The organism is Latilactobacillus sp. VITA-14 (genome assembly GCF_046580785.1).
GTDB classification, from domain to species: Bacteria; Bacillota; Bacilli; order Lactobacillales; family Lactobacillaceae; genus Latilactobacillus; species Latilactobacillus curvatus.
Window position 1 is genome coordinate 1 of sequence record NZ_JBJKTM010000029.1, and the last position, 16,975, is coordinate 16,975.

Below are 16,975 nucleotides of genomic sequence, written 5' to 3' on the forward strand. Positions count from 1 at the left end.
GTTTTGAGCACATTAGTGCTCAAGATTTAACGACGACGTTACTCCAAATTAACCAGCGACCGCTTAAAATACTCGACTGGCAAACACCGTATCAGGTTATGCTGACAAATTTGTCCAAAAATTCGGATTAAATTTGCAATCTACCATGAATACATTATTAGTCATGAACCGAACGGTTCATCTGACCAATCTGTTAAACAAACCATCCAAATAATCAAGAAGAATCATCCAGCGTACGGTTATCGTCGTGTAACTGGTGAATTACATCGTATGAATATCTTAGTAAATCATAAAAAAGTACTTGTCTTAATGCGAGAACTGCAATTACTATCAACTGCATTTAACAAACGTACTCGTAAATATAATTCATATAGAGGCAATGTTGGCACCGTTGCTAAGAACTTGATCAACCGTCGTTTCTTCACTGATCGTCCTTATCAAAAACTAGTAACAGACGTTACTGAAGTTCGCTGGGGAACCAAGACAATTGATGAACGCGCCTATTTCACATGTATTTATGATTTATTCTCAGGTGAAATTCTCAGCCATCAAGTTAGTAAACACCCTACTGTTGAATTTACTACAACTGTTTTGAATCGAGCAGTTAAGAAAATCCCTAAGAATTTAAAATACCGGACAACAGTCCCCTCAGATCAAGGATTTCAATACCAGCATCAAGATTGGACTCATATCTTGAAAGAACATCGCATTTTTCAAAGTATGTCTCGCAAAGCAACATGTTTAGATAATGCAGCAATGGAGAGCTTTTTCCATATTATGAAAGCCGAAGCTTTCTACCAAAAAGAAACCGATACTTATGAAACGCTAGTTTCACAAATATCGGTTTGGATTGATGATTATAATTTTTCAAGAATTAAAACAAAACTGGGTTGTAAAAGTCCGATTGAATATCGAATTTTTACAACCCAGAAAGCTGCTTAAAGTTTCGTCCAATATTTGAGGTTCACTTCACTCAACCTCTTTTTCTATGCATTATGATGATCACTTGTTTGTGTGATTTGATTAATTTTCGCGTGTAATTCATGGACTTCAGCTTCCTTATCCGCTAACGCTTTATCAAATGCTTTTTGATTCTTTATTTTTTCTGCTTCAACCGCTGCTTTAATTTGAGCAGCTTGATTGTCGCGTAATTCAGTGACTTCTTTGGTCATTTCTTTTTGTGCTTTCCGTTGGCTCAACGTGCTGCCAGTCGCTGCCAAGAAGGTAATGATGGCGCCAATCAATAATGACACCAAAATAACGATGATTAATGGCCATTTAACATGGGTGAATCCAAAGTTAATGGCGACTGGTTCAACGTTTAAAACAGCAAAAATTACGACAATTAATGCTAGGACCAATACTGTAATTAATCGACCTTGTTTTTTCATAAAACTGCCCCCCTACTTCTTATTCAATAAGTTACCGGCAACATAGTCTCCGATATGTGGTGCCAGTTGATAGAATTGTGCACCGATCGCCATCAACCATGGTGCATTAATTTCACGTTTTGCATGTCCGATTGTTTTCACAATCCGATAAGCTAGTTGATCAGGATCTAAAACAACCCAATCGACCGATTTCAAATAATTACCGGTCTTATCCGCAATATCAAAGAAAGCTGTATCAATCGGCCCAGGATTAACGGTAGTCACTTGAACCCCAAATGGTTTTAATTCTAAGCGTAGACCATTTGAATAGCCAACAACCGCGAACTTAGTTGCCGAATAGATGGCCGACTTAGGCGTTGCCATCTTGCCCGCCATTGAAGCAATGTTAATGATGTGGCCGCTACCTTGTTCAATCATCATCCGCCCAAAAGCGCGCGTCATGTACATTAAACCTAGCACATTAACCCGGAACATCTGCTCCACAACGGTCATGGATGTGTCGAATGCATTTTCAAAACTTCCAAAACCAGCAGCATTGACTAACACATCTGGAATCCCGACTTCAGTTTGCACCTGAGCCACAATGGTTTCAATCGCTGCTGGATCACTGACATCGAGGACATATGCATACGCCGGCTGTCCTGAAAGCCGGTGTGCTTCTTCGCGAACCGCCGCCAATTCAGCTTCTCGACGGGCCAAAACGACGATAATTGCCCCTTTACTAGCGGCTTCATAGGCAATCGCTCGTCCTAAACCAGACGAGCCGCCGGTAATCACCACAATTTTACGGTTTAAATCTCTCAATGCTGCTAATTTAGTCATCTGTTTACTCCTTTCGACCATGAAACGGAATGTCATAGATATCTAAGTCACTAACTACTTTCGTGTTTTTAAAAATATCGCGGGCATCATTTTGTAAATCACGCACTGCTTGCCCGAGGTACCGGGCAGAAATATGGGTCAATAATAACCGCTTCACATGCGCGGCTTTTGCGACCTTTGCTGCATTAATGTTAGTTGAATGGAAATATTGACGCGCAATCTTTTGTTCTTGCTTACCAAAGGTCCCTTCATGCACTAATACATCTGCATTAGCCGCTAAGCGTTCAATTGGTGGACATTGGCGGGTATCCCCAATAATGGTCACAATCCGTCCTTTTTGAGCATGTCCAATGTAATCTTTACCATCAATTTGGCGCCCATCAGCGAGTGTAACCACTTCTCCCTTTTTAATCTTTGCGTATACAGGACCAGCCGGAACACCATCTGCATGCAGTTTCTCAACTTGCAGTTCCCCCGGATGGTCCTTTTCAACAATCCGAAAACCATAACTGGCAATCCGATGATCCAATTTAGCACATTCAACCCGGAAAGTCGCATCATCAATCAAAACACCTTCTTCAGGAAGAACGACAAAGTTCAATGGATACGTTAAATGACTTTCAGAGATTTTTAAACTCGTGCGCACGTATTCTTCAGTTCCCTTAGGGCCGTAAATCGTAAGTGGTTCGTCGCCACCTTGGAAAGATCGGCTTGATAAAAAGCCTGGTAACCCGAATAAATGATCCCCATGTAAATGTGTGAGAAAGATCTTTTTAACTTTGCGCGGTTTTAATGTCGTTTTTAAGATTTGATGTTGCGTTGCTTCACCGACGTCAAACAACCACACTTCATTTCGTTCATCCAATAATTTCAATGCGACACTTGTGACGTTTCGTTGTCGTGCTGGAACTCCAGCGCCTGTTCCTAAAAATTCTAATTCCATTTAGCTCTTCCAATCTGTCTTTAATTCAACGCTTTATTTTGCCGCGAGGGCTTTGGTAATAATGGCGGCATATTCATTGACCCCAGTTGGGTTCGGATGCACCTTATCTTGGTAGAACCAGTCACTGTGTTTGGCAGCCTGTGAATACCAATCAATCACCGTTAAGTTTGGATACTGTTTAGTTGCATTTTTAAGCGTCTGGTTAACATCATTTTGCCAAGGACGCGTTGGGACAAACGCGTTGAGCCAATAGACTTTTCGCTTAGTCCCAATGGCTGCCATAAATTGCGCCATCTGTTCTTGCGTAAAGGCGCCATTTGTTCCTAGACTGACCAGTACAGTATCGCTAAGGGCTTGTTTTTGATCATAATCTTTTACAATTTGAATACTTTGATAGAGTTGGCGCCCAACAGCCGCATCAACCAACATATTCGGGAATAACTTCTGTAAAGCTTGACTACCGTCGAGTAGGACGGAATCACCAATTGCAGTCACCGAGATATTCTGGGCCCGTTGAATCGTCACTTGACTCAAGCCATATTTTTCAAATTCTTGGTTGATTGGATGCTTTTGCGCAGCCGCCTCAGCCGCTTTTTCAGCTTTTGAAGTTGGACCATTTGCTTGTCCAGCTTTATTCTGGGCTTTTGCTTTTTTAATCAACGCATCCTTACGCTTTTGGTTAGCTTTTTGATTTTGCTTAATATTGACCGCTAATGCCGATTTATACGTATCTGGCGCCGGTTGGAATGGCGCTTGAAACGCCCCGACTAACCCGATTAAAAAGACAATTGCGAGTCCAGTCACTCGACCAACCACCCGATTCCAATGTGGTTGGTGCATAAATTGCTTCAATTGGTGCCATAACTGCTTGTACGGATAGTGTGCTAGTGGCTGTTCAATAAACCGGTAGGATAATTCGGTCAATCCGAAAATAATCGCCACTTCAATCACTGGATATAAAACCGGGTGATCAGCGATATTTTTGAAGATTGTTTCAAAGAAAATCATCACCGGAAATTGATACAGATAAGTCCCGTAACTCCGTTTACCTAACCAGTTAAAGACCGGATTCGTCAATAACCGATTCCAATCAGCGCCTGGATGAGCGACAACTGCCACTAAAACACAGACTAAAGCACTAAACAGAAATAGTCCCCCGCGATAGACAAGACTACTCTCGGCATTCAACTTAACCATTAACCAAACCAAACTGAGGACACTCACTAACCCGATGCCATCGAGGACGAGGCGTTGTTTAGGCACAATCTTTTGCTTAAGGGCTGTTGATGGCCAAACAAACGCCAGCGCTGCTCCTAGTAAAATTGAAAAGACCCGCGTATCCGTTCCATAATACAAACGACTAGGGTCAGCATTGGGTTGGTACAAAATGGCCATCCAGATTACTGAAACAACACTGACTGCTAGTAATACTTGGGCAATCCGATTTTTATTCTTAAGACCAATAATCAAGGCCACAACGATAAAAGGCCAAATTAGATAGAACTGTCCTTCAATCGATAGTGTCCACAGATGGGTAAACGGCGACTCATTATTGGCAAACCGATCGAAATACGACTGACCATGTCCAATTTGCCACCAGTTATAAACGTATAAAATGTTCGTGATAATAATCTGATTAAGTTGATGTAACATTTCCCGCTGAAAAAGCGTGATGTACGCGCCCGTTGCAAACAGCATCGTTATCAGCCCAGGGTACAATCGTTTTACCCGGCGTAAGTAAAAACTTTTTAAATTAATCCATTGATTTTGTTCCCACTCTTGAACCAATAAATCGGTGATTAGATACCCCGAAACCACCATGAAGATTGGGACCCCTAAATAACCACCGGTAAAAGTATATGGCATCAGATGGTATAAAATAACACCAATCACGCCGATTGCGCGTAAACCATCAAAGCCAGTAATGTAACGACTATTCTTTAAACGCTTCTTGCCCGCCATTTTTTCAACCTACTCTACATTCTAATAACTGCTATTATAACAATATTTTAGTGATGTGCCTACATTAAGCCCTGTTATTTTATGCATCCCATAGAAAAAGGAAGCATTCAAAAATGAATGTCTTCCTTTCTTGACGTGCCTATTATTCGACAAATTCAAACGTAAAGTTATCAATTGCCACTAAATCACCATCATGTGCGCCACTTTCGCGTAAGGCTTCGTCAATCCCCATTGAACGTAATTGACGGGCAAAACGCATGACACCATCTTGATGATCCAAGTTACTCATCTTGAAGAGTTTTTCAACCTTGTCACCAGACACAATAAACGTGCCGTATTCATCTTGTTCAATGATGAAAGCAGGTGCTTCCGGTTGATATTGATAAAGTTTTTGCGTTTGAACTTCTTCGACGTCTCCCATTGGGAATTTAGTCGTTTCAGCTAATAAGTCAGCTGTCTTGTTCATCAATGATTGCACCCCTTGATGCGTGATACTTGAAATTTCAAAAATCTCATGTGTATCGCCGGCAGCTGCTAATTTTTGTTTAAACTCGGCTAATAATTCAGAAGAACCTGGTAAATCCATCTTAGTCGCTACAATCACTTGTGGTCGTTCTAAGATTTTTGGATCATAGGTCTCTAATTCGTGATTAATTTGTTGGTAATCTTCAAATGGGTCGCGACCCGTTTGATCGTCCATTTCGATTAAATGCAAGACAACCCGTGTTCGTTCAACGTGCCGTAAGAATTGAATCCCTAAACCAACACCGTCTGAAGCCCCTTCGATTAACCCCGGTAAATCGGCTAAGACAAAGTCCCGACCGTCATCGAGTTGCACCATCCCTAAGTTAGGGACCAACGTTGTAAATTGGTAACTAGCAATCTTAGGTTTCGCACTTGTCACCACTGACAACAACGTTGATTTCCCAACAGATGGGAAACCAACCAACCCAACATCAGCAAGCACTTTTAATTCAAGTTGAATGCTGCGTTCTTCACCAGGTTCACCGTTTTCGGCAACTTCCGGCGCACTATTACGGGCATTTGCGAAATGCATATTCCCACGACCACCACGACCGCCCTTAGCAATCACTAATTGTTGGCCATCTTCGGTTAAATCACCGAGTAATTCATTGGTTTCAGCATCGCGCACCGTTGTACCAGGTGGCACTTGAACAAATGTATCCTCGGCACCGCGGCCGTACATTTGTTTATTCTGACCATTACCACCACTATTGGCTTTAAAGTGATGACGGTAACGAAAGTCCATTAATGTTCGTAGACCTTCATCTACCACTAAAATGACACTTCCGCCCCGACCACCATCGCCACCGGCTGGTCCGCCAAGTGGCACAAACTTTTCACGGCGAAATGCAACTGCACCATCGCCGCCTTTACCAGCTTTCACATCAATTTTGACTTGATCTACAAACATATTTTGACTCCTTCTCATCGTTAAACAGTACCTTATATACTACCGAAAAAAAGATTAAAAGTAAACAGATAACTGGTTAAACACTGAATTGGCTCTATCATCGATAAAAAGCGCACTGAGTGAGTGACCTCAATCAGTACGCTTTTTATTCGTTAATTAATGGCTAGCTGGCACCAATTTAAATTGGCTCCATGGTTTCAAATAGTCTAATAGGAATAATTCTGTAGGCGTAATACGGCCAACAACATTCACGCGCCCGTCATTTGGCATGGCTTTGAGGGCAATTTGGGTTTCCCCTTTATACTGACCGTAACCGACGTTATCGATTAAAATATCACCGCGTTGGATGTCAACTGTATGGTGGGCTGGGAAAGGCAAGTCTTTAAAAATGACCCGTGTCATCGTTGACCGTAAAAGATATTCTGAACGATCGCCACGATAACTATGCAGACTTTCAAAGAGGACCTTGCGTTCATCAGCCGTAATGTCATCTGCGACGTCGATTGCGATTGCTGGGAATTCAGCGTTAAAGACGTCATGCATCGTCTTCAATTCTGCTTCCGAAGCATACGCATTACCGACAATAATGTCATCAATGTTATCCATTAAAACGTATTGATGCGCTAAATCTAAGTAAGCCGCATCCTTTTCAAAAGTTGATCGTTCTGGATAAATTGAAACGCCTAGTTTTCCCATGAATAGAACCTCCTAATAATTGGGCTATACCACCCTGTCATCTATTAGTCTAGCATACCTTAAGCACTTTTGAAAACTCTTACATTACTTTTAAACTGGTCTATTTCTGGAATTGTTCGCAGTTTGCTCACTAACGCACCAATCTTTTTTTCGGTCTATATCAGCGTTTTGATGGTTTTTGAACGTTTTTGAAATATTTCGATTGCTTTTGAATGGAAACGATGTCATAATGATGCTACGGAGGTTTTGTCATGTTAACAGAAGAACGTCACCAAGCGATATTACAACTTTTAAAGCAACAAGACGTCGTTAAGATGCAATCTTTGTGCCAGTTATTGAACGCTTCTGAATCAACTGTCCGTCGTGACTTGCAATTGCTCGAAGAACAAGGGCTTGCTACTCGAATTCACGGTGGTGCTAAGCGCATCAACACGTTACAAGAAGAACTTGGCCAGATTGAAAAAAACCGCAAGAACGTTCATGAAAAAAACGCGATTGCTAAGTTTGCCGCAGCACAAATCCAACAAGGCTGCGTCATTTACTTAGATGCCGGCACAACGACCCAGGCAATCATCCCCTACTTAAGACCTGAAATGAATTTGACGGTCGTCACCAATGGGGTTGATACCGCTTCTCTCTTAGCCGATCACCAAATTCAAACCTTTCTATTAGGTGGGCGTGTTAAGAGCAAAACCAAAGCGATGGTCGGTGCGGCTGCTTTAGAAACCCTTTTGCAATTCCAATTCAATCAGGCGATTCTTGGCACAAACGGTATCGATGTTGAAGCTGGGCTAACCACCCCTGATCCAGAAGAAGCCACTCTAAAGCGCTTTGCGATTCAACAAGCGAACCAAACGATGGTTTTGGCGGATCACACAAAATTCGACGCTGTTTCGTTCAGTAAGTTTGCCCCATTGGCACAAGTCCAATTGATTACTGATCAATTGTCACCATCTGTTTACAAACACTATCATTCACACACAGAAATCCAGGAGGTTTTATCTTGATTTATACGATTACGGCGAATCCATCAATCGATTACGTCATTCAACTTGAAAAACTAAATACCGGTAACGTGAACCGCGTCCAATCTGACGTTAAGCTCCCCGGTGGTAAAGGGATTAACGTTTCACGCATCCTTGCCGAATTAGCATTACCAAGCGTTGCCCTCGGCTTTGTCGGTGGCTTCACTGGTCAATTCATTCAAAGCAAACTCAACAACGCTTCGATCGACTGTCGATTCACTGAAGTCGAAGAAGACACCCGGATTAACGTGAAGTTAAAAGACAATACTGAAGAAACTGAAATTAACGGTCAAGGCCCACACATTTCAGCAGAAGCCGTTGCCAACTTGAAACAACAACTGGCTAAGCTAGAAGCTGGCGATATTGTCTTCATGTCTGGGAGTTTGCCACCTAATTTACCGGCTAGTTTCTACAAAGACTTAATCCCATTGATTCAAGCGCACAACGCTGAATTTGTAATTGATACAACCGGTCAAGCTTTGTTAGACACATTGGCTGAAAAACCATTGGTCATCAAACCCAACCATCACGAATTGGCCGAACTGTTCGACACACACTTTGCCAACCAAAGTGAAATCATCGCCGCTGGTCGCAAATTATTAGACCAAGGTGCCCAACATGTCTTAGTCTCAATGGCCGGTGACGGTGCCCTTTTAATCACACCAGACCACGCTTACCTCGGTGGTACACCTAAAGGGACAGTGATTAATTCCGTTGGGGCTGGTGATTCAATGATCGCCGGTTTTGTCGGCACATTCGCACAACATCACGATGCACTCGCCGCTTTTAAAACAAGTCTTGCTTGTGGCAGTGCCACCGCCTTTTCTGAAGATTTAGCCACTAGCGCTAAGATTAACGAACTCTTACCTCAAATTGAAATCACACAAGTTGATTAATTTTAAATACAAAGGAGATTTATTATGAACATCCAAGATTTACTCTTAAAAGATGCGATGATCATGGATTTACAAGCAACGACTAAAGAAGCCGCTGTTGATGAAATGGTTGCCCGCTATAAAGACATCGGTGTTATCACAGATGACGCCCTCTATCGTAAAGATATTTTGGCTCGTGAAGCCCAATCATCAACTGGAATTGGCGAAGGGATTGCAATGCCCCATGCAAAAGACAGTGCCGTTCAACGCGCAACTGTGCTATTCGCTAAAAGTCAAAACGGTGTTGAATATGACGCACTAGACGGCCAACCCGTTTACTTGTTCTTCATGATTGCCGCTCCAGAAGGCGCTAACGATACGCATTTACAAGCCTTGGCTGGTCTTTCATCCCTTTTAATCAACCCACAATTAGTCGCTGATTTGAAACAAGCCCAAACACCAGAAGACGTGCAAACGCTCTTTGCTAAGGCTCAAGCTGCTAAAGACGCAGAAGATGCGAAGGAAGAAGCTGAAGAAGCCGCTAAAGCACAAGCCGCAGCCGCAACGCCAGCTGATGATCAAAAACCATTCATCGTTGCTGTCACAGCCTGCCCAACTGGGATTGCCCACACTTACATGGCCGAAGCTGCCTTGAAAGAAACAGCTGCTAAAATGGGCATCGACATTAAAGTTGAAACAAACGGTTCTGAAGGCGTTAAACACCAATTAACCGCTGACGATATTAACCGCGCAACAGGGGTTATCATCGCTGCCGACAAGAAAGTCGATATGCCTCGTTTTGATGGTAAACATCTCTTGAACCGTCCCGTGATCGACGGCATCAAGAAACCAGCTGAATTGATTCAAAAAACATTGGATGAAGAAGGCTCAATCTATCACGCAACTGAAAGCCAATCAAGCGAAGAAGCTTCAGCTGACAAGAAAACCCTTTGGAGTCGCATCTACCAAGATTTAATGAATGGTGTTTCAAACATGTTACCATTCGTTGTCGGTGGTGGGATCTTGATGGCCATCTCATTCCTTTTGGAACAAACCGTTGGCGCACATTCAACCACTTTTATTTTCTTGAACTCATTAGGCAATAATGCCTTTAACTTCTTAATTCCGGTCCTTGCTGCTTACATCGCGATTTCAATCGGTGATCGGCCTGCCTTAATGCCCGGATTTGTCGGGGGCTACATGGCTAGCCAAGCAACAGCCAGTGTCCTTGCTTCAAAGAGTCCAGCCGGATTCCTTGGCGGTTTAGCTGCTGGATTCATCGCTGGTTGGGTGATCGTTGGTTTGAAGAAAGTCTTCAAGAACTTGCCACAAACCCTTGATGGTTTAAAACCAATCTTAATATTCCCTGTATTAGGACTATTGATTGTTGGCTTTATTATGTACTTCATGATCAACCCAGTCTTTGCTCAAATTAACCTCTGGTTGAGTACCTTCTTAACACACTTAGGGGCTGGTAACGCATTACTACTTGGTGCGATTTTAGGTGGCATGATGTCCGTTGATATGGGCGGTCCTTTCAACAAGGCTGCTTATACCTTCGCAATCGGTGTCTTCACAACCACCAAAGATGGTTCATTGATGGCCGCTGTCATGGCTGGTGGGATGGTCCCACCATTGGCAATCGCGGTTGCTGCTACTATTTTCAAAAACAAATTTACCGGTAGTGAACGGAAACAAGCCTTCGCAAACTATGTATTAGGGATTTCATTCATTACTGAAGGTGCCATTCCATTTGCTGCATCAGATCCATTACACGTGATTGTTTCAAGTGTTATCGGTTCAGCAATCGGTGGTGGTTTAACCCAATTATGGCAAATCACTGTCCCTGCACCACATGGTGGGATCTTCGTGGCACCACTTGCCAACCACGGCCTACTCTTTGTGCTTGCCGTGTTAATCGGAACATTTGTCAGTGCCCTAATCTTAGGCCTCTGGCGTCCAGTGGCAAAAGAAGCTTAATTTAAAAAGTCGCAGTCAAATGACTGCGACTTTTTATTTATCTTGAAAATCAGTATTGTGCTTTTGTTTCCATTCATTAATGTAATTCAAACGTTGTTTCATCCGCGTTTCATTGCCTTGTTCGGTCGGCCGGTAATAAATATGGTCGGCGATACTCTCTGGTCTAGTTGGCATCGTGGTCAATCTATCATCGTAGAAATGTGCGAGTTGATATCCTTTGCCGTAACCGACTTCCTTCATCAATTTCGTCGCCGCATTACGCAAGTGCAATGGCACGGGTTCATCAATCGTCTTTTTAATATCCTTTTGCACCGCTGTCCGCGCCTTATAAGTGGCGTTTGATTTCGGCGAAAGCGATAGATAAATCACGCACTGTGTTAAATGCACGTCGCATTCCGGTAAGCCAATCGCCTGACAAGCTTGAAAGACGTTCATTGCTAAATTCAATGCATTGTTATCGGCCAGACCAATGTCCTCACTCGCAAAACGAACGAGCCGCCGAGCAATATAAATCGGGTCTTCGCCGCCGTCAATCATCCGCCCCAACCAATAAATCGCTGAGTCGACATCACTATTGCGCATCGACTTATGCAAAGCCGAAATAATATTATAGTGTTCCTCACCGTCTTTATCATAATAGGCGGTTTTTTTATTTAGCAGTTCCCCCAATAGATCGCCATCGACGGTCACTTGATGGTCTTGCACATCACTATTAATAACTAACATTTCTAAAATATTCAGCGCCGTCCGTGCATCCCCATTCGAAAAGATGGCGACTTGCTTCAATAATTCATCACTGATATGAACCGTTAAATCCGGGAAAGCTTGGGGCGCCTTTAAAACCCGTTGTAGCAACTCAATAATGTCCGCTTCCGTCAATTGCTTTAGCACAAAAACGCGTGAACGCGATAGCAACGCTGAATTGATTTCAAACGACGGATTTTCGGTTGTCGCACCAATTAGGATAATGCTGCCTTTTTCAACATACGGTAAAAAAGCATCCTGTTGCGCCTTGTTAAACCGGTGAATTTCATCAATAAAGACAATCGTCCGCTCACCCAGTTGGCGGTTTTCTTCGGCTTCATTCATAATCTTCCGAATCTCTTTGATCCCATTCATCGCGGCACTAAACGTGATAAATTTCGAAGCCGTCTTGTGCGCGATAATCTCCGCCAACGTGGTCTTCCCAACGCCGGGTGGTCCCCAGAAAATCATCGAAGTCACTTGATCTTTATCAATCATTTCGCGTAAAAACTTGCCTGGTCCGACTAAATGCTTCTGACCGACAAAACTGTCTAAATCAGACGGTCGGACCCGATTAGCGAGCGGCGCATTCATCGCCATCTCTTGATCAAACAAAGAGGTTTGTCCCATTTTTTCACCCTACTTTAGTTGTTGTTAATTGAAACTTCTTAAAATGTGCCCGTAAATAACTTAAGGTTAAACTCTCCGCGTCTGAGGCAACAAGCTCAAATGGTGCACCCATCGCCATCACTTGGCCTCCTTGACTACCACCTTTAGGCCCCAAGTCGATCAGGTAATCGGCATTGGTCATCAAATCAAGGTCGTGGGTAATCATCATAATGGTGGCACCCTTGGATTTTAGCTGGTTGATGACGCCTACTAAGGTTTCAACATCGCGCGGATGCAAGCCAACAGAAGGTTCATCGAAGACGAATAAAGTGCCCGCCCGTTTTTTATTCAAATGCGTTGCGAGTTTTAAGCGCTGTGCTTCGCCACCCGAAAGACTCGGTGTACTTTCACCAAGGTGTAAATAAGCTAAGTCAATTTCTTTGAGAATCTTAAGTTCCTTTTGAATTGCTGGCACATCTGCAAAGACCGGGATTGCTTCTTCCACCGATAAAGCCAATAGATCAACGATGCTATAGCCTTGCCACTTGATGGCTTCAATCTCTGGTTTGTAGCGGTTACCATGACATTCTGGACAGGTTTCTTCCATGTCTGGCAAATATTGAATATCCAAAATAATGCTGCCTAACCCACCACAGTTCGGACAGGCGCCTTCTTTATTGTTATACGAAAAGTGCGCGATCCCATAATGATGCACTTGTGATTCTGGTAAACCAGCAAATAATTTCCGAAGATTGTTCATGATACTCGTATAAGTCGCGAGTGTTGAGCGTGTATTCTTACCAACCGGCTTGGCATCAATGCTGACGACTGATGTTAAATCGGTCGTCAACTGGGTGACCTGCTCGGGTAATTGCTCATGTGGGTGGTGCGCTTCAATTGCTGGCACTAAACTATCTAGAATCAAACTCGTCTTCCCGGCGCCGGAAAACCCAGAAACCGCCGTAATTTGGTTATCTGGCACTTTGATTGTGACATCATGCAGATTAAAATATTGGCCAACCGTCATCGTTGTCTGCTCACCAGTCGTTGCGGCAGTGACTTTAGGATATAAGATGTTCGCTCGACCAGCGATATAGTGGCCAATCAGGGACTGTGGATTCTGGATCAAATCCGCGGGTTTCCCTTGGGCAATCACTTGTTCCCCTTTGCGCCCAGCTTCTGGCCCAATTTCAATCGCCAATCCGCTTGACTGATGATATTCACTTCATGATCAACTACCACTAACGAATTACCTTGTGCCACTAGCTGCCGGAAAATATGAATTAGCCCTTCGACGTTGTCAGGATGCAGCCCAACCGATGGTTCATCTAAAACGTACAACACACCAGTTGTCGCTGTTCGCAACGTCCGCGCCAATTGAATCCGTTGGAGCTCGCCAGTCGACAATGTATTCCCATTGCGCGACAACGTTAAATAATCCAACCCTAATTCTAGTAACGGTTGCAGTGTTTCTAATAGGTTCTTAAATAAAATTGTCGCCATTTGCTGCATTTCATCCGGTAAGTCGGCCTTAGTAGCACGCACCCAATCTTCTAATGCGCCTAACGTCAAATTAGAAACTGCTGCAATGTTTTGTCCGCCAACTGTTTGGGTCAGTAATGCCGGATTTAACCGGGTCCCATGACACGTTGGACAGGTTGAAAAATGGAAAAATGAATTGACTTTAGCCATTGCCCGATCACTTTTAACCGATTTTAGCGATTCATAAACAGCGTCATAAGCATTTTCATAGAGGGTATTCTCCGTACTAAACACACGGCCCGTTGAGGTATGGAAATCAACCGCATACTTCGCCCGTTTACCATGCAGGACAATTTCTTTTTCCTTGGCCGTCAAGTCCTTGTAAGGGACATCAATTCGGACCCCAATTGGGCAGCAACGGTTGGCATGAAATTCCGGCCCGGCAATCGCTCCGTCTTCAATACTGAGATTTTCATCCGCGATGATTTTGCGATCATCTAACGGCTGAATTAAAGGCAAAGTCTTCGGCCGATTTAGCCATAAACTGCACTTGGCAAGTAGGGCACGTAATAATCCCCATTTTATCGCCAGCTAAGTCCATCACTTGGGCAATTTTTAGACTTGGTTGAATCACGTGCCCATTTGGACAACGTGTCGTCCCTAACCGTGAAAAAATCAATCTGACGACATTAAAAATCTCACTCATCGAACCAACAGTTGACCGTTCTGATGGCACACTTGGTCGTTGCCCAAGTGCAATCCAAGTGCAATCGCTGATGGAATATGCCGCACTTCTTGGGCTTGTGAGCGTTTATTCTGCGTAATTCGGCGCCGCGTGTACGTCGACAACGTCTCTAAATAACGCCGTGAGCCTTCTGCATATAAAATCCCCATCGCAAGCGAACTTTTTCCTGAACCAGACGGTCCCGAAATCGCCACAAATTGGTTCAACGGAATATCGACGTTAATATTTTTCAAGTTATTGACGTTCCCGCCACGCACTTCAATCTACGTTGGTTGTTCAATTGTCATTATTGGTTCGCTCCCCTTTTGCTTGACGGTTAAAAACGGCCGCCTCTGCTTCTAAATTCGCTAAAATTCGTTCTAAATAGCCGTCAACAGCTGCCACTTCAGCATCCGAAAAGCCCTTGTAAAAAACGGCGCTCAATTGTTGACTAACGTCATCACCGACCTGTTGCTGATTAGCGCCTTGTTCAGTTAAGTCAAAGACCCGCTTGCGCTTATCAAGTGGCGATTGCTCACTCATCAATAATCCCTGTTCTTCTAAGCGCCGTAACATCAACGATAAACTACTATTGGCTAAGCCAGTCACTTGTGCCAATTCCGTAGCAGTTTGCGGATGATGATCCCACAATGCTGACAAAATTTTCCCCTGTTCAGCGTTATAGCACGCGCGTGGATCAGCCGTTAAATAACGATTAAAAAGTCGGGTATTTAATAAGCGAATCTTCAAAGTTAAATAACCACCCTTTTTGGTTTTCATCCCGTCCACTCCTAAATTGTTTTTATATCAGCATTAATTGTATCTTACTATATAAAACTAATTTTAGCGAGTAAAAAACACCATGGTCAACCACGGTGTTTCTAAAGAAGCTGTTTCAATTGTTCTGCTTGGACACTGCGGACTTCTTCGACTACTACTAGCGCCTGCTGGTCAATCGTTGAGACCACCGGTACGAGCGTCGCGAGTTGTTTGGCCGTACAAATGACATACAGCATCGGCCGGTCATTTTGACTATAGTACCCTTGCGCTTTAATGATCGTGATGCCCTGGTGGAATTGCGTCGACAATGTTTGGGCAATCGTTGCATATTGATCCGAAATAATCATCACCGCGCGTTTTGCCCCAAATTTAGCCAATAATTTATTCAAAACGACTGCTGATAAATACAATTCAATAATCGTTAAGAGCATATTTTGGAAGCCGATAATGAAGCCGGATGGAATGGCAACAATTAAATCAAAAAAAAGCATCGCAGAGCCGTTTTGGATCCCTAAATAGCGATTGGCAATCTTCGCTAAGATCGTACTACCGGCAATCGTCCCTTGGCAATGAATAATAATCGCCATTGCAATCCCCATCAAGACGCCACCAATTATCGTCGGAATGATCGTCTGTATCGTATGGTAGCCGATAAAATGCGGGAGCCGCAAGAAGATAGAAATCCAGAGTACCGCCCAGACCGAATACCAGATGGTTTGCTTCTCTAAATACTTAAAGCCGACAATCACTAATAAACCGTTTAGAACCAAATTCGTAGCAGCTGGCGGAATTGCTAACGCATAGTAGCCAATCGCCGTTAAGCCAGTCACGCCACCTTCACCAATATGATGAGGAATCAGGAAATCATTAATCGCCACCGCATAAATCAAGGCGCCAATGATAATCCCGAGACCATTTTTAAAAAGTGCTTTTTTCTGCATCCCACTCACGTCCTCGTTCAAACTAACATAAGCGTACCATATTTAGGGTGGGAGATTAAAGAACAATTGATTAACTATTAATTTACAATACTCTATATTTTTCCTGTGGACTCCTATGATGGAATTACGGACAAACTGTTCGATATAATACATCATAAAGGAGCTTTTTATTATGGCAATTAAATATTCAAATGAATTTAAAGAATCGATTGTTAGCTTAAGTCAGACTGGCCGTTCGGCCAACTCACTGGCTAAAGAATACAACGTCAGTGTTTCAACGGTCACTAAGTGGATTAAACAAGCTGATCCTAACAACACTAAAATGCTATCATCAAATGAACGTGCTCTGATTAAAGAAAATAAACGGTTAAAAGAAGAACTTGATATTTTAAAACGAGCGGCGGTGCTCATGGCAAAAAGCTAATTATTAAAGGGCGTGCCCTCGTGTTAGAAGTCGTCAACGCTAATTTACTTGCTGGGCACCGCATTACGCGTATCTTATCAGTACTCAAAATTCCGCGCTCAACCTACTATGATTATCTACATTGGCAGCCAAGTAGAACTGA

General features: G+C 43.2%; 15 protein-coding genes and 4 pseudogenes. 6 read left to right on the plus strand and 13 right to left on the minus strand.

Annotated elements, in window-relative coordinates; all coding sequences use genetic code 11:
* Both ACF1X7_RS09335 and ACF1X7_RS09340 read left to right on the plus strand, forming a co-directional pair.
* A pseudogene (locus ACF1X7_RS09335) lies at positions 1-131 on the plus strand (IS30 family transposase); the annotation flags it as partial.
* A 13-nt stretch (positions 132-144) separates the two neighbouring features.
* Positions 145-942: pseudogene (locus ACF1X7_RS09340) on the plus strand (IS3 family transposase); the annotation flags it as partial.
* Positions 943-986: 44 nt separating this feature from the next.
* Here ACF1X7_RS09340 and ACF1X7_RS09345 read toward each other — a convergent pair.
* From ACF1X7_RS09345 to ACF1X7_RS09370, 6 genes and pseudogenes are all read right to left on the minus strand, one after another.
* Complete coding sequence (locus ACF1X7_RS09345) at positions 987-1,391, minus strand: lipopolysaccharide assembly LapA domain-containing protein (RefSeq protein WP_039099451.1); 405 nt, start codon at positions 1,389-1,391, stop codon at positions 987-989.
* Positions 1,392-1,403: 12 nt separating this feature from the next.
* Positions 1,404-2,213 (minus strand): SDR family NAD(P)-dependent oxidoreductase, encoded by an 810-nt coding sequence (locus ACF1X7_RS09350; RefSeq protein WP_054644652.1) that lies wholly within the window; start codon positions 2,211-2,213, stop codon positions 1,404-1,406.
* A 4-nt stretch (positions 2,214-2,217) separates the two neighbouring features.
* Positions 2,218-3,156 (minus strand): ribonuclease Z, encoded by a 939-nt coding sequence (gene rnz, locus ACF1X7_RS09355; RefSeq protein WP_004270889.1) that lies wholly within the window; start codon positions 3,154-3,156, stop codon positions 2,218-2,220.
* 33 nt (positions 3,157-3,189) lie between these two features.
* Positions 3,190-5,118, minus strand: coding sequence for an acyltransferase family protein (locus ACF1X7_RS09360; protein WP_411162707.1), 1,929 nt, complete (start codon positions 5,116-5,118; stop codon positions 3,190-3,192).
* A 142-nt stretch (positions 5,119-5,260) separates the two neighbouring features.
* A complete protein-coding gene (obgE, locus tag ACF1X7_RS09365) occupies positions 5,261-6,553 on the minus strand; it encodes a GTPase ObgE (RefSeq protein WP_411162708.1) in 1,293 nt (430 codons plus the stop codon).
* A gap of 156 nt (positions 6,554-6,709) precedes the next feature.
* A pseudogene (locus ACF1X7_RS09370) lies at positions 6,710-7,201 on the minus strand (phospho-sugar glycosidase domain-containing protein); the annotation flags it as partial.
* A gap of 299 nt (positions 7,202-7,500) precedes the next feature.
* Here ACF1X7_RS09370 and ACF1X7_RS09375 point away from each other — a divergent pair.
* From ACF1X7_RS09375 to ACF1X7_RS09385, 3 genes are read left to right on the plus strand one after another with little or no spacing between them, the layout of a single operon-like run.
* Positions 7,501-8,256 (plus strand): DeoR/GlpR family DNA-binding transcription regulator, encoded by a 756-nt coding sequence (locus tag ACF1X7_RS09375; protein WP_411162709.1) that lies wholly within the window; start codon positions 7,501-7,503, stop codon positions 8,254-8,256.
* Positions 8,253-9,170, plus strand: coding sequence for a 1-phosphofructokinase (pfkB, locus tag ACF1X7_RS09380; protein WP_054644649.1), 918 nt, complete (start codon positions 8,253-8,255; stop codon positions 9,168-9,170). The genes ACF1X7_RS09375 and pfkB overlap by 4 nt, the downstream gene beginning before the upstream one ends.
* A 24-nt stretch (positions 9,171-9,194) precedes the next feature.
* On the plus strand, positions 9,195-11,129 hold the full coding sequence (locus tag ACF1X7_RS09385) for a fructose-specific PTS transporter subunit EIIC (RefSeq protein WP_126133321.1): 1,935 nt from the start codon (positions 9,195-9,197) through the stop codon (positions 11,127-11,129).
* Positions 11,130-11,162: 33 nt separating this feature from the next.
* On the opposite strand, the gene ACF1X7_RS09390 is transcribed toward ACF1X7_RS09385, so the two are convergent.
* The 7 genes from ACF1X7_RS09390 to ACF1X7_RS09420 all read right to left on the minus strand — a co-directional run bounded on the left by ACF1X7_RS09390 (position 11,163) and on the right by ACF1X7_RS09420 (position 16,409).
* The gene (locus tag ACF1X7_RS09390) at positions 11,163-12,503 is read right to left on the minus strand and encodes a replication-associated recombination protein A (RefSeq protein WP_411162710.1); all 1,341 of its coding nucleotides are present in this window, start codon (positions 12,501-12,503) and stop codon (positions 11,163-11,165) included.
* Between the two features lie 4 nt (positions 12,504-12,507).
* Positions 12,508-13,683, minus strand: a complete 1,176-nt coding sequence (locus tag ACF1X7_RS09395) for an AAA family ATPase (RefSeq protein ID WP_411162711.1) — start codon at positions 13,681-13,683, stop codon at positions 12,508-12,510.
* Positions 13,635-14,483, minus strand: coding sequence for a hypothetical protein (locus ACF1X7_RS09400; protein ID WP_411162712.1), 849 nt, complete (start codon positions 14,481-14,483; stop codon positions 13,635-13,637). Before ACF1X7_RS09400 ends, ACF1X7_RS09395 begins: the two co-directional genes overlap by 49 nt.
* A complete protein-coding gene (locus ACF1X7_RS09405; protein ID WP_411162713.1) occupies positions 14,458-14,670 on the minus strand; it encodes a hypothetical protein in 213 nt (70 codons plus the stop codon). The genes ACF1X7_RS09400 and ACF1X7_RS09405 overlap by 26 nt, the downstream gene beginning before the upstream one ends.
* Positions 14,667-14,942: an ATP-binding cassette domain-containing protein gene (locus ACF1X7_RS09410; RefSeq protein WP_411162714.1), complete on the minus strand. Its 276-nt coding sequence runs from the start codon at positions 14,940-14,942 to the stop codon at positions 14,667-14,669. Before ACF1X7_RS09410 ends, ACF1X7_RS09405 begins: the two co-directional genes overlap by 4 nt.
* Before the next feature lie 43 nt (positions 14,943-14,985).
* Complete coding sequence (locus ACF1X7_RS09415) at positions 14,986-15,468, minus strand: MarR family winged helix-turn-helix transcriptional regulator (RefSeq protein WP_411162715.1); 483 nt, start codon at positions 15,466-15,468, stop codon at positions 14,986-14,988.
* A 101-nt stretch (positions 15,469-15,569) separates the two neighbouring features.
* Positions 15,570-16,409, minus strand: a complete 840-nt coding sequence (locus ACF1X7_RS09420) for a YitT family protein (RefSeq protein WP_411162716.1) — start codon at positions 16,407-16,409, stop codon at positions 15,570-15,572.
* 172 nt (positions 16,410-16,581) lie between these two features.
* On the opposite strand from ACF1X7_RS09420, the pseudogene ACF1X7_RS09425 reads away from it, so the two are divergent.
* Positions 16,582-16,975 (plus strand): annotated as a pseudogene (locus tag ACF1X7_RS09425) (transposase); the annotation flags it as partial.

Coding starts and splice junctions, on each gene's coding strand:
- ACF1X7_RS09360 (WP_411162707.1), bottom strand. CDS start 5,118: ATGGCGGGCAAGAAGCGTTTAAAGAATAGTCGTTACATTACTGGCTTT.
- ACF1X7_RS09420 (WP_411162716.1), bottom strand. CDS start 16,409: ATGCAGAAAAAAGCACTTTTTAAAAATGGTCTCGGGATTATCATTGGC.
- ACF1X7_RS09345 (WP_039099451.1), bottom strand. CDS start 1,391: ATGAAAAAACAAGGTCGATTAATTACAGTATTGGTCCTAGCATTAATT.
- obgE (WP_411162708.1), bottom strand. CDS start 6,553: ATGTTTGTAGATCAAGTCAAAATTGATGTGAAAGCTGGTAAAGGCGGC.
- ACF1X7_RS09375 (WP_411162709.1), top strand. CDS start 7,501: ATGTTAACAGAAGAACGTCACCAAGCGATATTACAACTTTTAAAGCAA.
- rnz (WP_004270889.1), bottom strand. CDS start 3,156: ATGGAATTAGAATTTTTAGGAACAGGCGCTGGAGTTCCAGCACGACAA.
- ACF1X7_RS09390 (WP_411162710.1), bottom strand. CDS start 12,503: ATGGGACAAACCTCTTTGTTTGATCAAGAGATGGCGATGAATGCGCCG.
- ACF1X7_RS09350 (WP_054644652.1), bottom strand. CDS start 2,213: ATGACTAAATTAGCAGCATTGAGAGATTTAAACCGTAAAATTGTGGTG.
- ACF1X7_RS09415 (WP_411162715.1), bottom strand. CDS start 15,468: ATGAAAACCAAAAAGGGTGGTTATTTAACTTTGAAGATTCGCTTATTA.
- ACF1X7_RS09385 (WP_126133321.1), top strand. CDS start 9,195: ATGAACATCCAAGATTTACTCTTAAAAGATGCGATGATCATGGATTTA.
- ACF1X7_RS09405 (WP_411162713.1), bottom strand. CDS start 14,670: ATGAGTGAGATTTTTAATGTCGTCAGATTGATTTTTTCACGGTTAGGG.